At 37.5% G+C, this 4,501-nt stretch carries 6 protein-coding genes and 1 pseudogene; 2 read left to right on the top strand and 5 right to left on the bottom strand.

Annotation, left to right across the window (positions count from 1 at the left end; genetic code table 11):
- The first annotated feature begins 72 nt into the window (after window positions 1-72).
- Window positions 73-237 (top strand): hypothetical protein, encoded by a 165-nt coding sequence (locus OZD66_RS00235; RefSeq protein WP_275021847.1) that lies wholly within the window; start codon window positions 73-75, stop codon window positions 235-237.
- A gap of 109 nt (window positions 238-346) precedes the next feature.
- Here the strand turns inward: OZD66_RS00235 and OZD66_RS00230 are convergent, their stop codons facing one another.
- The 5 genes from OZD66_RS00230 to OZD66_RS00210 all read right to left on the bottom strand — a co-directional run bounded on the left by OZD66_RS00230 (window position 347) and on the right by OZD66_RS00210 (window position 3,719).
- Window positions 347-718, bottom strand: a complete 372-nt coding sequence (locus OZD66_RS00230; protein WP_182320717.1) for a holo-[acyl-carrier-protein] synthase — start codon at window positions 716-718, stop codon at window positions 347-349.
- A complete protein-coding gene (gene proS, locus OZD66_RS00225; protein WP_182367098.1) occupies window positions 715-1,983 on the bottom strand; it encodes a proline--tRNA ligase in 1,269 nt (422 codons plus the stop codon). Before proS ends, OZD66_RS00230 begins: the two co-directional genes overlap by 4 nt.
- Before the next feature lie 55 nt (window positions 1,984-2,038).
- Window positions 2,039-2,209: a hypothetical protein gene (locus OZD66_RS00220; protein WP_182367095.1), complete on the bottom strand. Its 171-nt coding sequence runs from the start codon at window positions 2,207-2,209 to the stop codon at window positions 2,039-2,041.
- A gap of 179 nt (window positions 2,210-2,388) precedes the next feature.
- Complete coding sequence (locus OZD66_RS00215) at window positions 2,389-3,144, bottom strand: hypothetical protein (protein WP_182367092.1); 756 nt, start codon at window positions 3,142-3,144, stop codon at window positions 2,389-2,391.
- Window positions 3,145-3,554: 410 nt separating this feature from the next.
- Window positions 3,555-3,719, bottom strand: a complete 165-nt coding sequence (locus tag OZD66_RS00210; RefSeq protein ID WP_162829040.1) for a hypothetical protein — start codon at window positions 3,717-3,719, stop codon at window positions 3,555-3,557.
- Window positions 3,720-3,900: 181 nt separating this feature from the next.
- Here OZD66_RS00210 and OZD66_RS00205 point away from each other — a divergent pair.
- Window positions 3,901-4,419, top strand: a pseudogene (locus tag OZD66_RS00205) (transposase); the annotation flags it as partial.
- Window positions 4,420-4,501 lie beyond the last annotated feature (82 nt).

The following is a 4,501-nucleotide window of genomic DNA, read 5'->3' as shown; positions in this document are numbered from 1 at the left end:
TCATAACTATATGCTGCTGGCATTCAACCTCCTTATCATCATCTATCCTTATCCTATCACATCCGGACTTTTATGGAAAGAGCTATATTTGTGTATGCTATAGCTATACTGCGATTCGTTCCACAACTGTACGAACATTTGTTTTTGTTAAACACAACAAAGATGTCATCCCAGTCTGGGATCCAGGAAAGTTTGCTTGTGAGCAAGCAAACTAGCATAGAAAAACGTTTTCGATGAGATTGCAGAAACCAGTGTCTGGGCACTGGAATGACACCATTTGCTGTGCAGTTTACCTTTAAAAATGAATGTTCATACAGTAAGCCATAAGATGACAAAAGAGTAAACTTTATCTGTGTGAGCTATAGACGCAAATTATAACAAATGCAGTAGCGTAATCTCCATCGTCACTCAGAGAAAGATGAATTTTGGAGATAAAATCCTTGCTAACGGTAAGATATGGCTTGCCTCTTACATCATTGTATATTTCTATATCTTTCATTATAATACCCTGACCACTACCTCGTGCTTTAACAAAAGCCTCCTTTGCTGCAAAGCGTTTAGCAAAATACCTTGCTCGCATTTCTTGACTATTATACTTTCTACTTAGCTCTATTTCTTTTTCAGTGTAGATTCTATTGAGAAATTTTTCCCCGTATTTTTGTAATATCCTCGATACTCTTGGTATATATACTATGTCAGTGCCGATACCGTGTATCATTTTGTGCTAAAGTGATTTATTGCTTCTTCAATCTGCATTTCCTTTACCTCTCCAGTTGCTCTATTTTTTACTTCAACTATCTTTTCATCTATTGCCTTTTTTCCGACAATTATTTGCCACGGCAAGCCTATCAGATCCATTCTAGAAAATTTTACTCCTACACTCCCTTCCGTATCATCGTAAAGCACTTCATCGCTTTTCAAAGCTTTATATATTTTATCTGCAGCCTCCGTTACTTTCGGTTGTAAATTGATTAAACCAATTCTGAAAGGAGCCACCGATTCTGGCCAGATAATTCCTTTATCATCATGAAAAGCTTCTATTATTGCACCAACAAGCCTTGAAACCCCAATGCCATACGAACCCATGTGTATATTGACATTTTTTCCACCGTGTGAGGTGACTTTTGCATTCATAGGCTTTGAGTATTTGTCGCCAAAATAAAAAATATGCCCTATTTCAATACCTTTACTAACATTTAACTGCTCTTGCGGCACAAGGCAAGTTTTAGGGTCGTGCATATCATCTGCAACTGCGTATATACTCTTCAGATTTTCAATATCTTCACTCTCTAGTAGTTCAGAAAATTTATTGTCATAATATAAAGTGCTCTCACCAGTGTTTGCCAATATATGAAACTCGTGGCTCAAATTTCCTCCAATTGGCCCCGTATCTGCTCGAACTCCAATTGGGGTAAGTTCCATGCGTTTGAAGATTTTTATGTAAGTTTTGTACATCAAATTATATGAATTCAGTGCGCCTTCGTAATCTACATCAAAACTGTATGCATCCTTCATCAAAAATTCCCTACCCCTCATAACACCATAACGTGGTCTTACCTCATCACGGAATTTCCATTGAATTTGGTATAAACAAAGTGGCAAATCTTTGTAACTTTTTACCACATCTCTAATTAAATCAGTTGCCACTTCCTCGTGCGTTGGACCGAAAAGCATATCTTCCTCATGCCTATCCTTTATACGTAGCATTTCCTTACCGTAATCATCGTAACGCCCTGATTCTCGCCAAAGATTTGCCGGTTGCACACAAGGCATCAATGCTTCAATTGCACCAGATTTATCCATTTCATCTCTGATGATGTCTTCAATATTTTTAAGCACGCGCAGACCAAGTGGTAACCACGTATAGATGCCAGATGATATCTGCTTTATTAAACCTGCACGTAAAGAATATTGATGGGAGATAATCTTAGCATGGGCAGGCTTTTCCTTTAGAGTTGGTAAGTAATACTTGGATAAACGCATATAATAGATCTGATTGTATTAAATAATCTTAATACAATCAGACCTGTAGGTAAACTTATTTTGAAAAAGAAGGGAAGTTGTTTTCCTGTGCAGCAAATTGTTTTTGGTATCGAAACGCTTTTTCACCAAACTGTGCTATGCGATCCTCAACAGAAGGAATAGATGATTCTTGCATCTCATTATTCACTTGTGCTGTAGAAGGTGAATCAACACACGAATTTGGCAATACCGGTGGTTCCTCTAACGGAGATATGGCTCTAGATCCTATACCACTGTCAAGACCCCCGCTTCCTTCTTCCTTGCTTGATGGGGGATTTGTATGTTCTGTCTGCTCCTTTTCTTCCTGCTCTTGCTCTTGCTCTGTTTGTTCGTGTCCATTTCCATCCCAGCTACCAGAATGATCACTTACACTCTCTGGGGGGGGGAGATGGATGTTCTTATCGCATTAAGAGCACTAATAAGTGGAGCTGCAATAGTAGGCTGCACTTGCTGCGTATTAACAGGCTCTTTTCCAATTGGTTTATTCTTGTTTTCTAACCTCTTTAACTTCTTCTCCTTCACCTTGTCACGCTCTTCCTTGCTTATGAATTTTATACCTTGTTTTACTTCCTTAAGCAAATTATCATGTGCTGACAAAGAAGTTCCATTTGAACTTGGAGCAGGCGGTGGAGTTCCATTTGAATTTGGAGCAGGTGGAGGAGGAGGTGGTGGTACACTATTACATGTTTGCGGAGACTGTGAAGGGGAAGTAGGCACACTTAATTTATTTTCCAGATCAATACCACTATCAACTTTTATCTGTGATTCACTATCTCGCTTAGCAGACTTATCAGACTCTTTTTCAATTGGCTTACTTTTCAGATCAGTACTATTTTCATGCACAAGTTTTTGTGGTTCTTGAGATGCAGTATGGCCGGATTCTTCTCCACTAAGATCTATTTTTTTCTTATCACCAGCTCTAGAAACGGCTAGTCTAATAAGACATATCACTGAAACCAGCGCGACAATTGCAGAAACAGCAAAAATTGCTAAGGGAACTGCTTCAATTGCACCAGAACCAGAAACTGCTGCAATAACATAAGGAAGATGTATATAAATTGCAACGGCAGATACACATAATGATAAAGCAGCAATCGAAATTTTAAGGTTAGATGTAGACATTTTTTACCTCATTAACCAATAGGATATTAATAATAACTAGGTTATCAATAGTGTCAATAATTAATTATGAAAAATAAAGTCAAAATTCGAATAGATAAGCTATAAGTAATATACGACCAGCAATAGCCATACAATAGACTTCTTGTATAACCCACACTAAGTAGAAAAAAAGTGCCATCCAAGTAGCTGACATTGCTCTCCTTTGTCATTCCAGTGCTTGACACTGGAATGACACCGAAGGGGCTACTGCCGTCTTGGATGGAAACCAGTGTCAGAACTAGTTAACCATGGGGCTTCTTTTGCCTTTTTTTCCATTTGGTAAATTTCTTAAATATTTATGGCTAACATGAAGCTAAGTACGAACTTTGTTAAACATAACAAATGGTGCCATTCCAGTGCTCCTTTTTTTGTCATCCCAGTGCTTGACACTGGGATCCAGTTTTCCATATAATCTCATCGAAAATGTTGTAACCACTTTCTGTGCTAGTTTGCTTGCTTACAAGCAAACTTTCCTGGATCCCAGTGTCTGGGCACTGGGATGACATCATAGGGACACTGGGATTACACCCTGACAATCGTCATCCAGCTACTTGTTAGCGGCTAAGAGATACCGCGAATGAATCGCGGTATGACGGTTCGTGGCGGCATGACGATAACCTCGTCACACTGCCATTAAGTTAAGGAAAAAAGATAGATTTTATGGGATAATGATGTATACCAATAAGTTTAAAGGTAGTATGAGTAAAAAAGGCAGTAATAAAATTTATTCAAAATGAATTGGCAAGTCTAGAATTTATAGAATCCCATAAATCATCTTCAAAAGATTTTATGAGAAAGAGGAAGTTATCTTTTATTGACATATTTATCTTAATTTTAAGAAAAAGTGTAAAGTCGCTGCAAGTAATACTAAACGAATTTATTTTATATAGGAAAAAAGACTATACCGTTACTGCTAGTGCTTTTAGTCAAGCAAGAAAAAAAATGAAACACAGTGCATTTTCAGAAATTAACGAAGGTGTGGTTTCCTTGTACTACCAAGACCAAAAATTTAAAACTTGTTTTGGCTTTAGAGTGTTAGCTCTTGATGCCTCCAAAATCATTTTACCAACAAGCGTTGAAATAAAAAATGAATTTGGCTCAAGAAAAATACGTAACCAAAAACTAAAAGATTCAGGTGATTATGCAAGTGCAACCTTTGCGGTTTGTTAAGATGTGCTAAATAATGTTGCCATAAGGTCAGTGTTAGATAGAGGTAACACTCATGAAATTAACTTATACCAATTCTCACTGCACAACAAACAGATAGACAATAATGGAAAAAAAGCCATACTAAACTAAGTGTAATAGCGAGGTATAA

The sequence above is a fragment of the Wolbachia endosymbiont of Drosophila baimaii genome (assembly GCF_028982185.1).
Lineage (GTDB): Bacteria > Pseudomonadota > Alphaproteobacteria > Rickettsiales > Anaplasmataceae > Wolbachia > Wolbachia pipientis.
Note: the sequence above shows the minus strand (reverse complement) of the source record. Positions and strands in the feature narration are given on the sequence as shown.